The following is a 19,434-nucleotide window of genomic DNA, read 5'->3' as shown; positions in this document are numbered from 1 at the left end:
GAGGGACAGAATGTTCCTCTTCTTTTTTATAAAATAAAAACCAGCTCCTAAAAGGAACTGGTTTAAAATACATACTATGTAGCCGCATTTGCCGTATTAATATAAGAAAGTTTTAAACCACCACTCCTCAAAGTGGGTGTTCTCAGAAACCCTTCCTGCATGTCCTCCAAGTCTTATAGACAGAGGCTTGTCATTCCAGCTCCAATGGTTAAACTCCCTTTTACAGCTTAAAGGTTAAAACTTTATTATGACTACGAACAACGCAGCTTGTATTAGTATAATATATCAATTCTGCTTAAATTTCAATGTAAAAAAATTACAAATGAAATTATTTTATGATCTGCAAGTCTTTAGGGAACTTTGTAAGAACTTTTGCCCCGTCTGCAGTAATATATATGTCATCTTCTATCCGAACACCGGCCACATTTGGTACATAGATACCTGGCTCAATCGTGTAGATCATACCTTCCTCAATAATGAGTGGGTTTGTTTCTGTCAATGATGGATACTCGTGGACGCTAATTCCGAGCCCATGACCGAGTCTATGTGGAAAATATTCTCCATAGCCCGCATCAGAAATAATTCGACGGGCAGTCAGGTCTACTTCTGCAGCTGTTACTCCTGGCTTGCTTACTTCAATTGCAGCCAGCTGAGCTTTTAATACAGTGTCATAGATGTCTTTTTGCTTGTCATCAATGTCCCCGTAAGCCACAGTTCTAGTGATATCCGAACAATACCTATCAACAACCACACCCAAATCAAATAAGACAAGATCTCCTTTTTGAATTTTCGTCTCTCCTGGGTTTCCATGTGGAGAAGCAGCATTAGCTCCGGCAAGAACCATGGTTGAAAACGACATTTCGGTAACGCCCTTTTGTTTTAAGGCGTACTCTAAAGCATTTAGTATTTCCAGCTCTGTTTTGCCTTCCTTAATTTCACTAGCCCCGAATTCAACGGCGAAATCAGCAAGAGCACATGCTTCTTCAATAATTTTTAATTCCTTGGCGTCTTTAATCATTCGAAGCATGCGCAATTTTTCTTCAGCAGAAACAAAGGCTGCTTGTGGGAATAATTTTGAGAGGTGTTCATAGCGTTCTACATTCATATGTTCTTTTTCAATGGCTGCTTTTGATACACTCTTTATTCTATTATTAATAGAATTTAAAATCATTTCCCATGGGTTTTCGATATCACTATAACCTAGAATTTCATGGTCCCAGCCTGACCGTTTGGCATCGGGCACTTCCATTGCAGGGCAGACAAGGAATGGCTCTTCCGTTTGAAAGACTGCAAGTGCGAGCAGCCGTTCATGTGGATTGGTGTAATATCCGCTTAAATAAAATACATTCTCTGAAGAGGTTAGAAAACTAACTTCTATATCGTTTTCCCTCATCCATGATTGAAGTTTAGTTAATCGTTGATTCATGTTAACTCCCCCTATGTAATTCATATCCTATTTGAGAGTATCAATTAAAACATGAAAAGTAAACTTTCGTTACATTTAGGTCTACCTGCTTAATTTCGATAATCTAGGATTATACTAGAGATTATGGAAGGAATTCCATTCATTGTATGGAAATAAGTAAAGGAAGAAAATGAGGGGAGCGAATGTGATGAAAATATCATATCACGGACATTCAGTAGTTCAAATTCAAACAAATGGAAAAAATATTATAATTGACCCATTTATTAATGGGAATCAATTAACAGACTTGAAAGTGGATGAAACAAGCCCTGATGTCATTATCTTATCACATGGACACAACGACCATGTCGGGGATACGGTCGAGTTAGCAAAGAAAAATAATGCTCTTGTTGTGGCCAACCATGAACTTTCCACTTACCTAAGCTGGCAGGGAGTGAACACCCATGGCATGCATATTGGCGGAGCCCATCAATTTGAGTTCGGCAAAGTTAAATTAACGCAAGCTTTTCACGGTTCAAGCTATACAACGGAAAATAATGAAATCATTTATTGTGGCATGCCTGCTGGGATTTTATTTATGAATGAGGGAAAAACCATTTATCACGCTGGAGATACCGGATTATTTTCAGATATGAAACTAATTGGTGACCGCCATCCGATTGACGTAGCGTTCCTGCCAATAGGTGATAATTTTACCATGGGTCCTGAAGATGCAGCATATGCTGCAAAACTGCTAAGAGCTAAAACAGTTGTACCAATTCACTTTAATACATTCCCGCCAATTAAACAGGATCCTTTCAAGTTTATAGAAATGCTGGAAGATAAAAACGGAAAAGTACTCCAACCCGGCGAAGCATTTGAATTTTAAATGTTCTAGGTAATTTACATACTTTTTTCGCTCCCCTATGCATAAATATGGAACAAGCAGTCTTTATAGGGGAGGAAATGAAGATGAAAAAGAACAGATATTTACTTTGCCTGTTACTCTGTGGCTTCTTGCTTTATTATGGAGTCCCGCGCATATCCATTTATGCCGATGGTGCCGAAGGGATATTTTCAGTAGCCTGGCTTGCATTTGCGTTAATGGTCATTGCCGGAAATCTAACTGGTTTGCTTTATAGCCCAAAAAGGCAGGGTCAAAAACCTCATGTCGAGCGACGAGTAAAGAGGAAATCCAGATCCTTTCATTGATAATTAACGGCAATGTGAGAATCCGCATTGAATCAAGGCTTTTAACACTCTATAATAAAATTTATACGTAATCCGGATTATTCGTAACTGAATGATTGGAACTTGACTATAAAAAGGGTGAAGGTCTTGGCCACAAAGCATGAACAAATTTTACAATATATAGATGGACTCCCAATTGGGGAAAAAATATCTGTCAGGCAAATTGCTAAGGCGATGACTGTAAGTGAAGGTACTGCCTACCGCGCGATTAAGGAAGCGGAAAATAAAGGATATGTTAGTACCATCGAACGCGTTGGAACGATTAGAATCGAACGGAAGAAGAAAGAAAACATTGAAAAGCTGACTTTTGCAGAAGTAGTAAACATTGTTGATGGACAGGTGTTAGGCGGAAGAACAGGGTTGCATAAAACATTAAGTAAGTTTGTGATTGGTGCAATGAAATTAGAAGCCATGATGCGCTATACGGAAGCTGGAAACCTGTTGATTGTTGGAAATCGAACGCAGGCACATGAACTAGCCTTAAAAGCAGGAGCCGCTGTACTCATTACCGGTGGATTCGATGCGGAAGAACATATTAAGAAACTAGCAGATAAACTCGAAATACCGGTGATCTCAACTAGCTATGATACGTTTACGGTTGCAACAATGATTAACCGGGCGATTTATGACCAATTGATTAAAAAAGAAATAATACTGGTTGAAGATATTCTAACGCCTCTTGTCGATACTTTTTATCTCAAAACCACGGATAAGGTGTCCAGATGGCACGAATTTAATCAACAAACTGCTCACAGTCGCTATCCTGTTGTCGATCAGAATATGAAAATACAAGGGATGGTTACAAGCAAAGATATTTTAGGTCAAGGTATGGATACTACTATCGATAAGATTATGACCAAACACCCAATGTCTGTTAATGGGAAAACAAGTGTGGCCTCAACAGCGCATACAATGGTCTGGGAAGGAATTGAAGTTCTTCCTGTTACGGATGATGCTAACCGGCTAGAGGGGATCATCAGCAGGCAGGACGTATTAAAGGCCTTACAAATGAACCAACGGCAGCCACAGGTGGGAGAAACCATTGATGATATCGTTACCAACCAAATGGCATTAATTCAGGGTAAAGCTAAAGGAGAAGAGGTTTACTCTTGTGAAGTAACACCACAAATGACTAATCAACTGGGAACTATTTCATATGGCGTTTTTACTACGATCGTCTCAGATGCTGCCAATCGAGTGTTACGATCCTATAAAAAAGGTGACCTTGTTGTTGAAAATATGACCATTTACTTTATTAAACCAGTTCAGATGGAAAGTACATTAGAAATATATCCAAAAGTCCTTGAAGTAGGGCGCAAATTTGGAAAAGTGGATGTTGAGGTTTTCAATGAAGGCGTATTAGTCGGGAAAGCGATGATGATGTGTCAACTGCTAGATCGAAGTTAGAAAAAAAAGCGGAAGCTGCTTGGCACTGGATCTAGATAGTTATCCAAATAAACAAAGCCGCTTCAAAGAGAAGCGGCTTCAGACTTTTTATTTTTGTAATTCAAAATTCTTTGCTTCCTCGATTGCGAAAGGAAGGTAATGTTTGTATTTTTTGAAACCAATCCAGCTGAATATAGCTCCATAAACAATAAAAACTGCGGCAACAATATACATAACCGTTGTTTCGGAAATAAATAACATGTGATTAATTCCGAATAAAGAGACAAAAAGACCTAATGCAATATTTGATTTAGCCGCAAGCCATTTCTTTTCTACTAAACGGTTGCTTCTGATGTATTTTGTTTTATAAAATAGGTAGAAAGCAAAGAGTATAGCAATTAATATAACAAGTACAAACATATTATTTCCTCCAAGCATAGAAAATCTTCTATTATTGTACCTGTAAAAACAAAAAAATACCACCATGGTTTATGAGTTGGTAAAGGAGAAGCGCCCATGATTGAGCAAATATTAGCAGAGATTGAAAAATATGAAACCATAATAATTCACCGTCACGTCCGTCCAGACCCGGATGCATATGGTTCACAAGGCGGCTTGGCAGCTATTTTACAAGAATCCTTTCCGGATAAAAAGATTTATGCTGTTGGTCTAGAAGAACCAACTCTTCATTACATGCGCAGGCTGGATGTGATTGAAGATGAAGTTTACAATGGGGCATTAGTAATCGTTTGTGATACTGCAAATGAGGAAAGAATTTGTGACAAACGCTACACACTTGGTGATAAATTAATAAAAATTGATCACCACCCAAATGAAGACCCATATGGTGATTTACTATGGGTGGATACAAGTGCCAGCTCATGCAGCGAAATGATTTATGAATTTTATCTAAAGGGACAAGCCAAAGGGCTAAAAATGAACGATTCAGCAGCGAGACTTCTATACGCTGGAATAGTAGGAGATACGGGCAGATTTCTATTCCCGAGTACAACAGAAAAAACGCTGGGCTATGCTGGAGAATTGATCCATTATAATTTTTCTCGTACCGAGTTATTTGACAAGATGTATGAATTAGATCTCAATATCGTTAAATTAAACGGATATATACTTCAAAATTTTGAACTTCAGGAAAACGGTGTTGCATCTGTTAAATTAACAAAAGGACTTCTCAAAGAATACAATGCAAAACCAGCAGAAGCATCACTGCTTGTCGGAATATTAGGGAATGTAAAAGGGATTAAGGCATGGGTATTCTTTATTGAGGAAGACGAGCAAATAAGAGTCCGGCTGCGTTCCAAAGGCCCAGTTATTAATGTAGTTGCAAGAAAGTTCAAAGGAGGAGGACATCCACTAGCTTCCGGAGCCTCCATCTATTCGTGGAACGAAGTAGACGATGTATTAAAAGCACTTGGTGAAGTTTGTGAAACCTATTCTTTAAGCAAATAGAAAAAATCGGCCCTCGTAGAAGGGGCCGATTTCTTATTATTCAAATTGAATCTCTAATTGAATGGATAGGTTTGTAAAAAAAGCCATTTCTTTAACCTTGAGTTTATACCTTTTATCATTTATTTTTACGGGTTTATTTTCAATAATCTTTTTCAGAAGGTCCTTACTTTTATAGACGGTTTCAATATCTTTTGCTAGCATCATACTAATATCATCCTTCACTGAGTCTTCTGTCTCTAAAACACTTAATGAATCAAGTTTATACTTTTCCCAGTTTGTAATTCGAATATTGATTTTCTGTACCGTCAGCTGTTCGATGTTCCGTTTGTTGATTTCTTTATATTCTTCTTGCCAAATTTTTTTCTCCTCGTTTAAGTCCACAATCTCCTGGGCTTGTTTCCGAATTAATTCGGTGTTCTCTTCCTGCCAGACTCCGTAAATATATAAAAAAATGCACCAGCTTATAGCGCCCCCGACGGCCATTCCTGCAAAAAAACGCTGCCAGGCAGGTTTTCGATATAATGGCGGAATTCTCATGATGAGATATGCTCCTGTGTTAACCAATTAATGATAAGGGCTCCAGTCTGGGCACCACCTAAGGCGGAGAGGATTAATAAAAACTGTTTAAAAAGATCCTTTGTATCGGCATTAAATAAACCTCTTTCAAATGTATAAACCGCGTCGAACGTTCCACCTATAGCGGATACAATGGCCCAGATTCTTAGAGCTGAAGATAAGCGATAAACAGTTGTCAGCGGAGGCTGCCCGGTTAGGAATGAAGCAATTCCCCCTATAAGTGATCCGCCGAGTACGACTCCCAAGGCAATAAAGTAGCTTTCAATAAAAGCAGGAAAAAAACCAATCTCTTTCATCATGTCAACCGCCTCTACACATAGTCAATACCCAATACTCATGTATATGGACAATCATGTGTAAATATGTTTTTTAGAATGAGAACATATTTTCCTTTTTTTGAATTAAGTTTTATAATAGAGGGAGAGATTTTCGAATTAAGGGGGTGACAATATGTCTTTTATTCACCTGCATGTATATAGTGCCTATAGTTTATTATCAAGTACGGCATCAGTCCCGGATTTAATAAAAAATGCACAGTCAAAAGGTTTTTCTGCCATTGCGTTAACGGACAGGAACGTCATGTACGGAACCATTGAATTTTATAAATTGTGCCAAAAAAATAATATGAAACCTATTATTGGATTAACAGTGGATGTGGAAAGTGAGTACACCTCTAATGAATCCTTTCCACTAGTCTTACTCGCTGAAAATGATTCTGGTTATAGAAATCTTTTAAAAATATCTAGTACCGTTCAAACCAAAACGGATCATGGAATCCCTTTGAAATGGCTGAAACATTATTCAGATGGTCTCATTGCGCTTACTCCTGGTCTCGAAGGAGAAATTGAGCAGTTGCTCATTAATGGCAACGAGGAAAGGGCTAAAGAACTAATTAGAAAACTAGATTCCATTTTTGGCAAGAATAGCTTTTTCCTAGCAATTCAAAATCACCAACTCGAACAAGAATCAAAAATGAGAAATATGCTTACTAGTTTGTCTAAAGAAATGAATGTCCCGATTGCAACCACAAATCAGGTCCATTATTTAGAAAAAGAAGATATGTTTGCCCATGAGTGTTTGTTAGCCATAAAAAATGGTGATAAATTACAAGATGACCACAGAGAAAAGTTAGAAAACGATCAGTTCTATTTAAAAACTGCAAGTGAAATGGTCGATTGTTTTTCAGATTTCCCCGAAGCATTAGAAAACACAATCCGAATTGCTAACAGATGTCAATTTAACATTGAGTTAAATAAAACCTACTTACCTGCATTTCCAACAGAAAAAGGGATTCCTGCTGAGGACTACCTTGAAATGTTGTGCAAACAGGGATTAAGTGAACGTTTTTCCTCGCCTTCACAGGAACATTTTGAACGGTTGTCCTATGAATTAGCGGTCATTAAACGGATGAAGTTTAGCAATTATTTTTTAATTGTGTGGGATTTTATGAAATACGCACGTGAGAATGGGATTTTAACTGGACCTGGGAGGGGTTCAGCAGCTGGTTCATTGGTGGCTTATGTTTTATACATTACAGATGTGGATCCACTAAAGCATAATCTACTTTTTGAGAGGTTTTTAAATCCTGAACGAATTTCTATGCCGGATATAGATATTGATTTTCCAGACCATCGCCGTGATGAAGTGATTAACTATGTTGCAGGAAAATACGGTGAACTGCATGTCGCACAGATCGTTACCTTTGGAACGCTTGCAGCCAAGGCAGTACTTAGAGATATTGGCAAGGTATTCGGGTTAAATTCCAAGGAGCTTGAACATATATCAAGGATGATCCCGTCACGATTAGGAATTGACCTTAAAGGTGCCTATAAAGAATCAGAAGCCCTAAGAAAGTTTATTAATGAAAGTCCTATGAATAAACGCCTATTTGAAACGGCTTTAAAACTAGAAGGACTGCCGCGTCATACTTCCACACATGCAGCTGGTGTAGTCATAAGTGAGAAGCCGCTCATTGATTTAATCCCCATCCAACGAGGGTCTAACCATGTTTTTCTAACACAATTTTCAATGGAACATCTGGAGGAAATCGGCCTCTTAAAAATGGACTTTCTAGGTTTGCGGAACCTTACATTGATTGATTCAATTGTATCCTCAATCACACGTAAAACAGGTAAGAAAATAAATATAGGTTCGATACCATTAGATGACACATTGACTTTTGCGCTATTAGCCAAAGGTGAAACAACGGGTGTATTTCAGCTGGAGTCAGAAGGAATGCGCAAGGTTTTAACACGTCTTAAGCCTTCCCGATTCGAAGATATTGTTGCAGTCAATGCCTTATACCGCCCAGGACCAATGGAAAATATCCCGCTCTTTATTGATAGGAGACACGGTATTCAAAAAGTTGACTATCCACACCCTGATTTACGGCCAATCCTTGAGAATACATATGGTGTTATAGTCTACCAAGAACAAATTATCCAAATAGCTTCAAAAATGGCTGGATTCTCACTTGGTGAAGCCGATTTATTAAGACGGGCAGTTGGAAAAAAGAAAAAGGATATTCTTGATCAAGAGCGCAGCCATTTTGTTCAAGGAGCCCTAAAAAAAGGATATGAACATACCTTAGCTAATGATATCTATGATTTAATCGTTCGCTTTGCTAACTATGGCTTTAATCGTAGTCATGCAGTTGCCTATAGTATGATCGCCTATCAATTAGCATATTTAAAAGCAAATTATCCGGTTTATTTTATGGCTGGTCTGCTTACCTCGGCAATAGGAAACGACACGAAAATAGCACAATACGTGATGGAGACGAAACAAAAAGAAATCACAGTCCTGCCGCCATCCATCAACTATAGCGGGTACTCCTTTCAAGTGGAACAAGAGGGAATCCGTTTTAGCCTGGCAGCGATTAAAAGTGTGGGGGCTGCTGCCTTAAAAGAAATCTTTCAGGCCAGGAAAAAGAAAAAGTTTGTTGACTTATTTGATTTTTGTATTCGGGTATCTACTAAAGCCATCAATCGAAAGACGCTCGAGTTCCTGGTTCACTCTGGCTGCTTCGACGAATTTGGTGAAGATCGTGCTGTATTGCTTGCTAGTTTAGATGTGGCGATGGAACATGCACAAATATTTAAACCAGCTGACAATAACCAATTTGATTTGTTTGAAGATGAATTCATGCCAAAGCCGAAATACCTGCAAGTGGATCCAATCAGCCAGGAGAATAAGCTGACATTTGAAAAAGAGGCCCTTGGTTTTTATCTTTCTGACCATCCGGTATCTATTTACCAAGAGCAGCTGAAACGAAGTGGTGCACAATCCTTATTTGGAATAACACATAAGAACCAGCGGGTCGCTTCTGGAGTATATATCACCTCAATGAAATCAATTCGTACCAAAAAAGGTGATTCAATGGCCTTTTTAACGATCAGTGATTCAAGCGGTGAAATGGAAGCCGTCGCCTTTCCTAATGTATACAAGAAATATTCGCACCTATTAGGACATGGGAAGTTTACATTGCTCGAGGGGAAAATCGAAGAACGTGATGGGAAACAGCAATTTATCATTCAACACGTTTTTCATATAGAAGAGTGGCTAAAAACAAAAACAAGTAAACAATCAGTATTATATTTGAAAATAATAGAGGAAAAACAAGATGACAAATTACTTTTCCAAATTCACCAGCTCATTAAAGAAAACCAAGGAACTGCATCCGTCATTTTACACTATGAAAAAAGCCGCAAAACAATAAAGTTAGGTGAAGAAAATAATATCAATCCAACCTTTGAATTATTGCAATTATTAAGAGGGATGCTTGGCCCGAAAAATGTCGTCCTGAAGGAATAATTCTTTACAACTATCACAGATATGTTATAGTGATAATGAGACAAGTGTGGTCTGACCACTAATAATAGCGGGCTGCATAAGAGGGAAAGTTTGTAAATGTTTGTAAAAATTTGAGGGGTGGATATCTTGACATTACGTGAAGAAGCATTACATATGCATCGAATTAACAAGGGAAAGTTAGAGTCGAAATCAAAAGTTCAAGTCCGAAATGCACATGATCTTAGCTTAGCTTATTCACCAGGTGTTGCAGAGCCATGTAAAGATATCTATGAGAAACCAGAATTGGTTTACGAATATACCATGAAAGGGAATATGGTTGCCGTTGTTTCCGATGGAACAGCCGTTCTTGGACTGGGGAATATTGGACCAGAAGCAGCCCTGCCTGTAATGGAAGGTAAGTCAGTATTGTTTAAAAGTTTTGCCGGTGTTGATGCATTTCCAATCTGTTTAAACACAACCGATGTAGACAAAATTGTTGAAACGGTGAAATTGCTTGAACCTACTTTTGGCGGCGTTAATTTGGAAGATATTGCTGCTCCCAATTGTTTTGTCATTGAAGAACGATTGAAAAAGGAAGCAAATATCCCAATATTCCATGATGACCAGCATGGTACAGCTATTGTAACAGTAGCAGGGCTTGTTAATGCACTAAAGTTAGTTGGCAAAAAAATGACCGAAATTAAAGTTGTCGCAAACGGTGCCGGCGCTGCTGGGATTGCAATTATTAAATTGTTATATAGTTATGGTGTAAGGGACATAATTATGTGTGATACCAAAGGAGCCATTTATGAAGGGCGTCCACAAGGTATGAATTCGGTGAAAGCAGAAGTTGCAAAGTTTACAAATCGGGATAATCTATCAGGAAGCCTTGAAGATGTAATCAAAGGTGCGGATGTATTTATTGGGGTATCAGTTGCAGGTGCACTTTCTAAAGAAATGGTCGCGTCCATGAATTCTGATTCTATTATTTTTGCAATGGCCAATCCGGACCCTGAAATTATGCCAGCTGATGCAAAAGCTGTTGGAGCAAAAGTGGTAGGAACTGGTCGTTCAGATTTTCCAAACCAAGTTAACAATGTTCTAGCCTTTCCAGGAATTTTCCGTGGTGCACTCGATGTTCGCGCTACACATATAAATGAAAAAATGAAAGTCGCGGCAGCAGAAGCTATTGCCAACCTGATCAGCCCGGATGAACTTAATGCGGATTATGTTATTCCTGGACCTTTTGATCCAAGAGTAGCACCAGATGTAGCCGCAGCTGTGGCAAAAGCAGCGATGGAAACAGGTGTTGCCCGTATTAAGGTTGATCCAGAAGAAATAAAGGAAAAAACAAAGAGGCTCGCTATTATTGGTAAAAGTGAGTGATCGATAAGTGGTAAATAACACCAAGGTCTACTTAGAAGTTGTTAAGCAACTACGAGAAATGATTACCAATGATGGTTTAGAAACTGGAGATAAGATTCCTTCTGAACGAGAATTGTCTGAGCGCCTGAATTTCGGGCGCTCTTCCATTAGAGAGGCCCTTAGAGCATTAGAATTGCTTGGTCTAATTGAAACAAGACGTGGTGAAGGGACGTTTATTCGGGATTTTAGGGGAAATCATCTCGTTCAGTTGCTTAGTACATTTATTTTGCAAGATGAAAAAGCGAAAAGAGATGTGTTTGAAACAAAGAACTTTATTGAGATGGATTGCCTTCGATTAGCCATTCATAAAATAGATGATCAAAGTATTGAGCACTTAAAAAAATGGGTGAATCAGCAAGGAATTATAGATGATAATGATTTTTTTTATCAAATAGTTGAAATCGCAGATAACCACCTCTTCGCTAGAATTTGGTCCATCTTAAAGGATTATTACGACTCTTTTGGTTCAAGCAAGATGATCTATTCTCGTGAAAACTATTTAAGCTTGCTTGAGGCTTTAGCTGAAAAAAATGAATCAAAATTATTGACTGCTTATAACGGTTTACGGAATTTGTCAGTTTTTAACGACAAATACTAACAGATTTTGAACACATTTTATTTTATAGTGAAGTTTATCCAAGTCCAAAGAAAACTAGGTGTTTTTTAACTATAAGTGGTCTGACCACCCATGAGAAGCTATTAGGTATGAAGTAAAGCAACAATAGAAAAACTTTTAATATGTAATTATTGGAGAAACCTAACATTTGGCGTTACCGTAGCACAAAGGAGGTAGAATTTTGGCGCTTAAAGATCTGTTTTCAAAGAACCAGACAAAAAAGAAGAAATACGCTCAAATACCGACGGAAACTGCAAAAAGTGATGTACCTGAAGGCATAATGACAAAGTGTCCATCATGTAAGAAAATCATGTATACTAAAGAATTATTAAAAAATCTAAAGGTTTGTTTGAATTGTGGACATCATTTTCCAATGAACTCAAGGGAACGTTTAGAAAGCTTTATTGATGAAGGAAGCTTCGTAGAATTTAATGAAAGTATGATTTCTAAAAATCCATTAAATTTTCCTGACTATCTTGAAAAGCTTGAAAAAGATCGGGAAAAAAGCAAGATAAATGAGGCTGTTGTAACTGGAATTGGAACAGTTAACGATCATAAGGTTGTCCTCGCCATCATGGATGCTTCGTTTCGAATGGGAAGTATGGGCTCCGTTGTCGGCGAAAAAATTACACAAGCTATTGAAAAAGCGGATGAGTTAAATCTCCCTTTTATTATTTTTACCGCATCAGGCGGTGCCAGGATGCAGGAGGGTGCACTAAGTTTGATGCAAATGGCAAAAACTAGTGTTGCGTTAAAGAAATTTAGTAATAATGGTGGACTAATTATTTCAATTATGACTCATCCAACAACTGGCGGGGTTTCTGCAAGCTTTGCGTCATTAGGTGATTTCAACCTTTCCGAACCCGGTGCGCTTATTGCTTTTGCGGGACGAAGAGTAATCGAACAATCCATACGTGAAGAATTGCCAGAGGATTTTCAAACATCCGAGTTCCTGCTAAAACATGGGCAACTGGACGCAATCATTCATCGGACGGAATTAGTTGAGAAGATCACCAATATTCTAGAAATCCATCAACCTGGAGGTGAGCTCGGATGGTAGGAGAATTAGAATTTGAACGCCCTGTAATCGAATTAAGGAAGAAAATCTCTGAGTTACAGGAGTTCACCAAAACAGCTGATGTTGATTTAAGTTCAGAAATAGAAAAATTAGAAAAAAGACTTGAAAAACTTGAACAAAGCATATATGAAAATATTAAGCCATGGGACCGGGTACAAATTGCCCGTCTTCCTAACAGGCCGACAACTTTAGATTATATACCTTATTTGTTTGAGAATTTCTTTGAATGTCATGGCGACCGTACCTTTGCTGATGATGAGGCAATTGTAGGCGGGGTTGCTAAATATCGAGGATTACCAGTTACAGTTATTGGTCATCAGCGTGGAAAAGATACAAAAGAAAATATTCGCAGAAACTTTGGAATGCCACATCCAGAAGGATATCGAAAAGCACTTCGATTAATGAATCAAGCGAATAAATTTAATCGGCCGATTATTTGTTTCATTGATACTAAGGGTGCCTATCCTGGGAAGGCCGCAGAAGAACGAGGACAAAGTGAAGCAATTGCCCGCAATTTATTTGAAATGGCTGGATTAAAGGTTCCTGTTATATGTATCGTGATTGGCGAAGGCGGAAGCGGTGGTGCACTTGCACTTGGAGTAGGTAATCGGATATATATGCTCGAGAATTCCACATACTCGGTTATTTCTCCAGAGGGTGCTGCAGCTATTTTGTGGAAAGATGCATCATTAGCTAGAAATGCAGCCGAAACGATGAAAATAACTGCTCCTGATCTAAAGGAACTAGGCGTTATTGATGATATTATTCCAGAGGTTAAGGGTGGAGCTCAAAGGGACGTCATGAAACAAGCAGAGGAAATCGATCATATACTGAAAAAAGCTCTGCAGCAGCTTCTTAAGCTTTCAGAAGAGGACCTTATTTCGGATCGTTACAATCGTTTCAGAACAATTGGTGAATTTGCCACCATTAATGATTACATTGGTGTGAATTAAAAATAATGTGCTCATAATTTATGGGCACATTATTTTTTTGACCATTTCACAAAATGTTCACGAGATTCCACAAAAAAACCAATGTTTCCGCTTACACATAAGAATGAAACGTTTTCATTTAACTGACTATTCCGACTCTTAAATTTACTAATATCATAAGGTTGTTATAGTTATTTCTTCGTGTTATTTTATAAATATTCGCGGGTTTTATGTAAATAATAAAAGAAGTAATTTATAAAACTCTTTGTTCCTTTTTTTTTTACTACATATGGATTTATACATAATTTCCTAATCAAATAACTGAGGTGAAAGCTATGAAAAAAATAGGAGTTCTTACAAGTGGTGGAGATTCTCCGGGGATGAATCCAGCGATTCGTGCTGTTGTACGGAAAGCCATTTATCATAATTTAGAAGTATATGGTATTTACGGAGGTTATACGGGGTTAATTTCTGGAAATATTAAAAAACTCGAGTTGGGCTCGGTTGGCGATATTATTCAACGCGGAGGAACTATGCTGCAATCAGCCCGCTGTCCAGAATTTAAAACCAAAGAAGGACAACAAAAAGGAATTGAACAGCTTAGAGCACATGGAATTGAAGGATTAGTGGTAATCGGCGGCGATGGTTCATACATGGGTGCGAAGGCTTTAACAGAACATGGCTTTCCGTGTGTGGGGGTTCCTGGTACGATTGATAATGATATTCCTGGAACAGAACTTACAATTGGGTTTGATACAGCATTAAATACCGTGATTGATTCATTAGATAAAATTCGGGATACCGCTACATCTCATGAAAGAACTTTTGTCATTGAAGTAATGGGACGAAACGCAGGTGACCTTGCTCTATGGGCAGGACTAGCGGGTGGTGCAGAAACAATTTTGATTCCTGAAGAAGGTTATGACATGGATGATATTGTCGACAAACTTCGTAAAGGGCATGAACGTGGTAAAAAGCATAGTATTATTGTGGTAGCAGAAGGTGTATGCAGTGGTGTAGAGTTTGGGAAGCAAGTAGAAGAAGCAACCAACTTTGATACCAGAGTTTCTGTCTTAGGGCATATTCAACGTGGTGGATCACCAACAGCTGCTGACAGAGTCCTTGCTAGTAGATTAGGAGCCAGAGCAGTTGAGCTTTTGATTGAAGGAAAAGGCGGTCGTGCGGTAGGGATTGAGAAAAATCAACTAGTGGACTATGACATAATTGAGGCTCTTGGTCGTGAACATACCTTAGACCTTGATTTATATAAACTTTCGATGGAATTATCAATTTAAGAATATTAAATTAAGAAAACTTTAAGTGCTTTTTTAATATAGGAGGAAATCACGGATGTTACGAAAAACAAAAATAGTTTGTACGATCGGTCCAGCAAGTGAAAGTATAGAAAAATTAACTCAATTAATCAATTCGGGAATGAACGTGGCTCGTTTGAATTTTTCTCATGGTGATTTTGAAGAACACGGAGCACGAATTAAAAATATCCGTGAAGCAGCAAAACTAACTGGGAAAACAGTGGCGATCTTGCTTGATACAAAAGGTCCTGAAATTCGGACAAATAATATGGTAAACGGTGCAATTGAGCTTGAGGCTGGAAATAATATAATTGTCTCTATGATAGAAGTTGAAGGGACCGTTGATAAGTTTTCCGTTACATACCCTGGATTAATTGATGATGTCCATGTTGGTTCTAAAATTCTTTTAGATGATGGCTTAATTGGTCTAGAAGTTACGGATGTAGATAAAACAAATAAAGAGATCCATACGAAAATTTTAAATAGTGGTACATTGAAGAATAAAAAGGGCGTGAATGTCCCAGGTGTATCTGTTAACCTGCCGGGTATCACAGAAAAAGACACACAAGATATTCTTTTTGGAATTGAACAAGGAATTGATTTCATTGCTGCATCATTCGTGCGGCGTGCAAAGGACGTATTAGAAATTCGTCAGCTTTTAGAAGCGAATAAAGCAACACATATCCATATTATTCCTAAAATTGAGAATCAAGAAGGTGTTGATAACATCGACGAAATTCTGGAATTCTCAGACGGTTTAATGGTAGCACGTGGTGATTTAGGCGTTGAAATTCCTGCTGAAGAAGTTCCGCTAGTTCAAAAAATGTTAATTAAGAAATGTAATGCATTGGGGAAACCAGTGATAACAGCTACACAAATGCTTGACTCCATGCAAAGAAATCCACGCCCAACTCGCGCTGAGGCAAGTGATGTAGCGAATGCGATTTTCGACGGTACCGATGCGATTATGCTTTCAGGTGAAACAGCTGCAGGACAATATCCAGTCGAAGCTGTCCAAACTATGCATAATATTGCTTCCAGGGCAGAATCAGCATTAGATCACAAAGAAATTCTCTCAAGCCGCAGTAAAGATACAGAGCACAATCTTACCGATGCAATCGGACAATCTGTTGTCCACACTGCCTTAAATCTTGAAGTGAAATCCATTATTACCCCAACGGAAAGTGGACACACGGCTAGAATGATTTCTAAATATCGCCCGAAAGCAGCGATTGTAGCGGTAACTTCTATTGAGCAAGTTTGCCGTAGGCTATCCCTTGTTTGGGGTGTTTACCCGCAGTTTGGCAATATTGCGACCACAACAGATGAAATGCTCGATAATGCGGTTGAAGCGAGCTTAAATAGCGGTATAGTGAACCGTGGTGATTTAGTAGTCATTACAGCAGGTGTCCCTGTTGGTGAAGCTGGTACCACGAACCTAATGAAAATTCATGTGGTTGGAGATATCATTACTAAAGCACAAGGCATTGGCCGTAAGTCTGCATTTGGGAAAGTTGTTATCGCACATGATGCTAAAGAGGCTTTGGATAAGGTAAAACAAGGTTCCATTTTGGTAACGCTAGGTACCGATCGTGACATGGTCCCAGCTCTTGAAAAATGCGCTGCCGTGATTACCCAAGAAGGTGGATTAACAAGCCATGCGGCTGTTGTTGGTCTAAACCTAGGCATCCCTGTGGTTGTAGGGGTAGAAAATGCTTTTGGTTTGTTTAAAGAAGGTCAAGAAATAACCGTTGATGCTAAACAAGGTGTTATTTACAACGGTCACGCTAGCGTATTATAATCTGTTTGTAAAAAAAGGAAGGGGAAACCCTTCTTTTTTTATATCTGACAAAAAGATCCCCATTCGTAATATAATGAAACTAAGCCTTTTGGAAAGGGGACAATCTATGCGTTATTTATTTCTATTAATTATAGTAATTCCAGCTCTGGATATTGGTGTACTGCTTTTTTCAGGAAAGACAATTGGTGTATGGCCTACCATTGCCTTAATTATTTTAACTGGAGTTATTGGGGCTTATTTAGCCAAGAGAGAGGGCTTGCAGACGATCCGAAGGGTTCAAGAACAGTTGAGCTATGGACAACTTCCAGGAGATGCTTTATTAGATGGAATATGCATTTTAATTGGTGGAACACTGCTTTTAACACCCGGATTTATGACTGATGTATCCGGTTTCTTCTTCCTTTTTCCACCAACCCGGAAGCCAATAAAAATATTAATCATAAAAATGTGGCAAAGGAAGATTAATAAAGGGAATATAAAAATAATAAAATAAAAGTCAGCTTCCGATTAGGGAGCTGACTTTTAACTTAAAAGCATTTATTTTTCTTTCCCCATGATAAATCCCCATAAATCATGAAAAACATGGGCCCGATAAAGAGTACTAATGATTACTAGAGTGACAGGACCAACAATTAATCCTAATAATCCAATTAATTTAAATCCGACGAATAAGGCAATCAGTGTTGCTAATGGATCGAGGCCAATATTAGATGAAAGGATCTTTGGTTCCATAATCTGCCGCTGGACGAGAACAATGATATAAAGAACACCTAATCCGATGGCAAGCCCCATATTTCCACCAATCGCCGCATAAATAATCCAAGGAACAAAAACAGCACCTGTTCCCAAATAGGGAATAATATCGACAATGCCAGTGACTAAAGCAATTGTTATGGCATAATCAACACGAAGGATAAGTAGGCCGATTAGAATAATTACTGTTGTAATGGAGATTAATGTTAATTGGGCTTTAATAAATCCAAAAAGCGCCTTTTTTAAATCGATAAAAACCGATCTGCTACTTGCTTTTGCTTTCTCGGGTAGAAGTTTGCCGCCGAATGTCGAAAATCGGTACCAATCTTTGCTAATAAAAAACGTAGCCAATAAAGAAAAGATTAAAACTGTCGCTGCATTCGGAAGCCAAGCAATAATATTGGGAATAATCCCGAATAAATTTTGAATAAAACTCCCAACAGTGGTGCCTATTCTAGTCCCGACATTCTGAATATTACTAATAATGGTATCCTGCTGCCCAGAATCAAGTTTTTTAAAGACGCTAGATAATTGTTCATATATCGGCAGGATCTGCGCTGTGAAATAATTCTCTATATACTCTATTAACGTATCAAGATGTTTTGGTACCACAGTAGATAAATAATTTGCACCCGAAACAATTTCGGCGATAAGGAGTGTAATAAGTCCTGCAAATAAAGCAAAAATAATAATGAGTGCAATAAAAACTGCCAAGGCACGAGGCATCCTTGCCTTTCTTTCAAAAATGTCAACAAGCGGATTAATCAAAAAGGCAATAATTAAACCTATCAAAAATGGATAAATCAGTTTTGATAAATAAAAACAACATAAAAGTCCTAAAACAATTGCTCCAATGACAATGATAAATCGTATTGTCCGGTTTACATACTTTAAATTCAAAGACAAACCTCCTTATAACGGAAATTATCATAATTCCAGTTTAACATTTTACGAAATAATCTGCATATTTTAACAAATATATATCCTTTTGAAAATATTACAATTAATATTACAATCACTTTTTGGAAGAACAGTCGTAATGGAATATAACGGAAGTCTGGCATTAACATAAATTTCGCTCATTGATTGACATTATGTTACGATAATTTTGATAAGAAAGGGTGAAGTCATGTTGAACGAGTCAGTCTTATTTTTACTATTACTGCTTGTCATAGGGTTTATCGCGAAAAATAGTTCATTACTAATCGCAATTGCTGTCCTCCTAGTTTTAAAAATTGGAGGATTAGATACTAAAGCATTTTCATTTATACAGTCGAAAGGAATCAATTGGGGGGTAACGATTATAACCATTGCCGTATTAGCACCGATTGCAAGTGGAGAAATCGGTTTTAAAGACTTAACTGGAGCGTTTAAATCCTCCTTTGCATGGATTGCCCTTATCTCAGGTATGATTGTCGCTCTTCTTGCAAAAGGAGGGGTAAAATTATTAGCCGATGACCCCCAGATTACCACAGCATTAGTTCTTGGAACAATCCTATCTGTGTCTATTTTCAAAGGGGTAGCGGTTGGTCCCTTAATTGGAGCTGGAATCGCCTATACCGCAATGAAAATTTATAGTTTTTTTACGTAGATTTTTTGTAAAATAATATTTTTTTCACTTTTCTAAGCCTTTCCATTC

At 38.1% G+C, this 19,434-nt stretch carries 18 protein-coding genes and 1 other RNA gene; 13 read left to right on the top strand and 6 right to left on the bottom strand.

Annotation, left to right across the window (positions count from 1 at the left end; translation table 11 throughout):
- Positions 1–75: 75 nt before the first annotated feature.
- A non-coding RNA gene (gene ssrS / locus AC4QJR_RS21985) (6S RNA) lies at positions 76–272 on the bottom strand.
- A gap of 56 nt (positions 273–328) precedes the next feature.
- Positions 329–1,426 carry a M24 family metallopeptidase gene (locus AC4QJR_RS21980; protein WP_496524180.1) on the bottom strand — a complete coding sequence of 366 codons (1,098 nt, stop codon included), beginning with the start codon at positions 1,424–1,426 and terminating at the stop codon, positions 329–331.
- Between the two features lie 187 nt (positions 1,427–1,613).
- On the opposite strand from AC4QJR_RS21980, the gene AC4QJR_RS21975 reads away from it, so the two are divergent.
- The 3 genes from AC4QJR_RS21975 to AC4QJR_RS21965 all read left to right on the top strand — a co-directional run bounded on the left by AC4QJR_RS21975 (position 1,614) and on the right by AC4QJR_RS21965 (position 4,063).
- Complete coding sequence (locus AC4QJR_RS21975) at positions 1,614–2,294, top strand: metal-dependent hydrolase (RefSeq protein ID WP_496524179.1); 681 nt, start codon at positions 1,614–1,616, stop codon at positions 2,292–2,294.
- A gap of 83 nt (positions 2,295–2,377) precedes the next feature.
- A complete protein-coding gene (locus AC4QJR_RS21970) occupies positions 2,378–2,617 on the top strand; it encodes a hypothetical protein (RefSeq protein ID WP_098574430.1) in 240 nt (79 codons plus the stop codon).
- A 126-nt stretch (positions 2,618–2,743) separates the two neighbouring features.
- A complete protein-coding gene (locus tag AC4QJR_RS21965; protein ID WP_375375153.1) occupies positions 2,744–4,063 on the top strand; it encodes a DRTGG domain-containing protein in 1,320 nt (439 codons plus the stop codon).
- 87 nt (positions 4,064–4,150) lie between these two features.
- Here AC4QJR_RS21965 and AC4QJR_RS21960 read toward each other — a convergent pair whose 3' ends face one another.
- Positions 4,151–4,462: a YtpI family protein gene (locus AC4QJR_RS21960; protein WP_375375152.1), complete on the bottom strand. Its 312-nt coding sequence runs from the start codon at positions 4,460–4,462 to the stop codon at positions 4,151–4,153.
- Between the two features lie 96 nt (positions 4,463–4,558).
- Between AC4QJR_RS21960 and AC4QJR_RS21955 the strand changes: the two genes are divergently transcribed.
- Entirely contained in the window at positions 4,559–5,509 is a 951-nt protein-coding gene (locus AC4QJR_RS21955) for a DHH family phosphoesterase (RefSeq protein ID WP_496524178.1), read from the top strand.
- Positions 5,510–5,545: 36 nt separating this feature from the next.
- Here AC4QJR_RS21955 and ytrI read toward each other — a convergent pair whose 3' ends face one another.
- Together ytrI and ytrH are read right to left on the bottom strand one after the other, a co-directional pair.
- A complete protein-coding gene (ytrI, locus tag AC4QJR_RS21950; protein ID WP_144547912.1) occupies positions 5,546–6,046 on the bottom strand; it encodes a sporulation membrane protein YtrI in 501 nt (166 codons plus the stop codon).
- Positions 6,043–6,384, bottom strand: a complete 342-nt coding sequence (ytrH, locus tag AC4QJR_RS21945) for a sporulation membrane protein YtrH (protein WP_180230121.1) — start codon at positions 6,382–6,384, stop codon at positions 6,043–6,045. The genes ytrI and ytrH overlap by 4 nt, the downstream gene beginning before the upstream one ends.
- A gap of 151 nt (positions 6,385–6,535) precedes the next feature.
- On the opposite strand from ytrH, the gene dnaE reads away from it, so the two are divergent.
- From dnaE to AC4QJR_RS21905, 8 genes are all read left to right on the top strand, one after another.
- Entirely contained in the window at positions 6,536–9,898 is a 3,363-nt protein-coding gene (dnaE, locus tag AC4QJR_RS21940; RefSeq protein WP_496524177.1) for a DNA polymerase III subunit alpha, read from the top strand.
- Between the two features lie 126 nt (positions 9,899–10,024).
- Positions 10,025–11,263, top strand: coding sequence for an NADP-dependent malic enzyme (ystJ, locus tag AC4QJR_RS21935; protein ID WP_098574412.1), 1,239 nt, complete (start codon positions 10,025–10,027; stop codon positions 11,261–11,263).
- Between the two features lie 7 nt (positions 11,264–11,270).
- The gene (locus tag AC4QJR_RS21930) at positions 11,271–11,900 is read left to right on the top strand and encodes a FadR/GntR family transcriptional regulator (protein ID WP_375375149.1); all 630 of its coding nucleotides are present in this window, start codon (positions 11,271–11,273) and stop codon (positions 11,898–11,900) included.
- A gap of 199 nt (positions 11,901–12,099) precedes the next feature.
- Positions 12,100–12,978 (top strand): acetyl-CoA carboxylase, carboxyltransferase subunit beta, encoded by an 879-nt coding sequence (gene accD / locus AC4QJR_RS21925; protein WP_375375148.1) that lies wholly within the window; start codon positions 12,100–12,102, stop codon positions 12,976–12,978.
- Entirely contained in the window at positions 12,972–13,949 is a 978-nt protein-coding gene (gene accA / locus AC4QJR_RS21920; RefSeq protein WP_375375147.1) for an acetyl-CoA carboxylase carboxyl transferase subunit alpha, read from the top strand. Before accD ends, accA begins: the two co-directional genes overlap by 7 nt.
- Before the next feature lie 314 nt (positions 13,950–14,263).
- Positions 14,264–15,223: a 6-phosphofructokinase gene (gene pfkA / locus AC4QJR_RS21915; protein WP_375375146.1), complete on the top strand. Its 960-nt coding sequence runs from the start codon at positions 14,264–14,266 to the stop codon at positions 15,221–15,223.
- 55 nt (positions 15,224–15,278) lie between these two features.
- The gene (gene pyk, locus AC4QJR_RS21910) at positions 15,279–17,042 is read left to right on the top strand and encodes a pyruvate kinase (protein WP_496524176.1); all 1,764 of its coding nucleotides are present in this window, start codon (positions 15,279–15,281) and stop codon (positions 17,040–17,042) included.
- A gap of 106 nt (positions 17,043–17,148) precedes the next feature.
- Positions 17,149–17,535, top strand: a complete 387-nt coding sequence (locus AC4QJR_RS21905) for an FxsA family protein (RefSeq protein WP_375375144.1) — start codon at positions 17,149–17,151, stop codon at positions 17,533–17,535.
- Between the two features lie 44 nt (positions 17,536–17,579).
- On the opposite strand, the gene ytvI is transcribed toward AC4QJR_RS21905, so the two are convergent.
- Positions 17,580–18,695, bottom strand: a complete 1,116-nt coding sequence (gene ytvI / locus AC4QJR_RS21900) for a sporulation integral membrane protein YtvI (RefSeq protein WP_496524175.1) — start codon at positions 18,693–18,695, stop codon at positions 17,580–17,582.
- A gap of 229 nt (positions 18,696–18,924) precedes the next feature.
- Here ytvI and AC4QJR_RS21895 point away from each other — a divergent pair, with 229 nt between their 5' ends.
- Positions 18,925–19,386: a DUF441 domain-containing protein gene (locus tag AC4QJR_RS21895; protein ID WP_496524174.1), complete on the top strand. Its 462-nt coding sequence runs from the start codon at positions 18,925–18,927 to the stop codon at positions 19,384–19,386.
- The last annotated feature ends 48 nt before the right edge of the window (positions 19,387–19,434 follow it).

The organism is Neobacillus sp. BP17 (genome assembly GCF_059579525.1).
Note: the sequence above shows the minus strand (reverse complement) of the source record. Positions and strands in the feature narration are given on the sequence as shown.